General features: G+C 45.1%; 1 protein-coding gene. It reads left to right on the plus strand.

Annotated elements, in window-relative coordinates:
• Positions 1-322: 322 nt before the first annotated feature.
• A partial coding sequence (locus tag BN350_RS20920) for a hypothetical protein (RefSeq protein ID WP_044600193.1) occupies positions 323-1,250 on the plus strand: 928 nt, incomplete at its 3' end.

The raw sequence follows: 1,250 nt of genomic DNA on the forward strand, positions 1-1,250 counted from the left end.
GTGACAGGGTTCACTACCGTGGAAACACTCAATACGGTTGCCACTGCGACTGCCGCTGTCTGTTTCTTTTTGTTATTCATATGTTTATTTGTTCCTCTCTTTCCGGTACATTTGCCTTTGACATCCGTTTCATTTCACTCTGTGATATCAGCTGGACAAGCAGGCGATTGTGTACACTTATATAAGTCTATCCTAACAAAAAAATCACCCATAAAAAAAGGGGGTATTCCTAACTGGTAGGATATTCTTCCTAACTGGTAAGAAAATCCCTTGATTTCACCCTTATGTTACTGTTATCCTTGTAGAAAAGGAGGTGTCTTTTTTGGATAAGATAAAATCAAACTGGAAAGCAGGGCTGCTTCCCCTCTATGTGATTATCGTGCTTTTGGTCGTGTCCTTTCTTTCTTCCTATACAGCTACAGATGCAGAGAAATTATTTTTAACACCCGTGTTTGAGGATGCGAAAGGATGGGATATCTATACATTGGAACATGATACAAGAAAGGATAAGACGGTACAGGAGCTGTTTGACAGTACAGGTGAAACGTTCTATCTGTCACGGACATTGGATAAGCAGATGGAACGGGACGGGTATACCATACTGGAACTGGATGGAGTGACTTGGCAGCAGAGTGTCTTTCTGGATGGGGAGCTTCTCTATAGCGTTGACCCAAGCCTTGATAACCGTATCGGCTCTGTGGAATTTTCCAGGGAATATAAGGGTTTGCAGAGACAAGGGGAATATGTGCGGCTGTCATTACCGTCGGGCTATAGTGGTAAGACGCTGACGATTGCCCTTGCGGCTCATGCAGATGAGGAATATCGGGGTATGCCGATGGTGCGGATGTCTAGTCAGGATATCCAGACACAGCAGACTGTCAGTGATGCGAATGGACTTGCCATGCCTGCCACGGCTTATATGGCGGCTGCCGTATTGCTTTTGGGGCTGTTCTTCTATAACTGGTATCATGGGCAGAAATCCAGTTCCATTCTGCTGCTTGCCGCTGCGGCACTGATTCAGTCGCTGCGTGTCCTGCTGAATTATGAGTTTTATTTCAGCACCCATTTTTCACTGAAATTCATACCTGCACAGCTTTTGATTCCCCTGTCACTGGGGATGCCGCTTCTGTATCTGCTTACGCAGATGAAACGCTGGAAAAAATGGTATGCGCCTTTTGTGCTGATACCGCTGGGGTTATCCGTTTTATTTCATCTGATTGCTGGATTTTCGATGTTTGCCTTTCTTTCCA

Source organism: Candidatus Stoquefichus massiliensis AP9 (assembly GCF_000455285.1).
In the GTDB taxonomy this organism is placed as follows: Bacteria; Bacillota_I; Bacilli_A; order Erysipelotrichales; family Coprobacillaceae; genus Stoquefichus; species Stoquefichus massiliensis.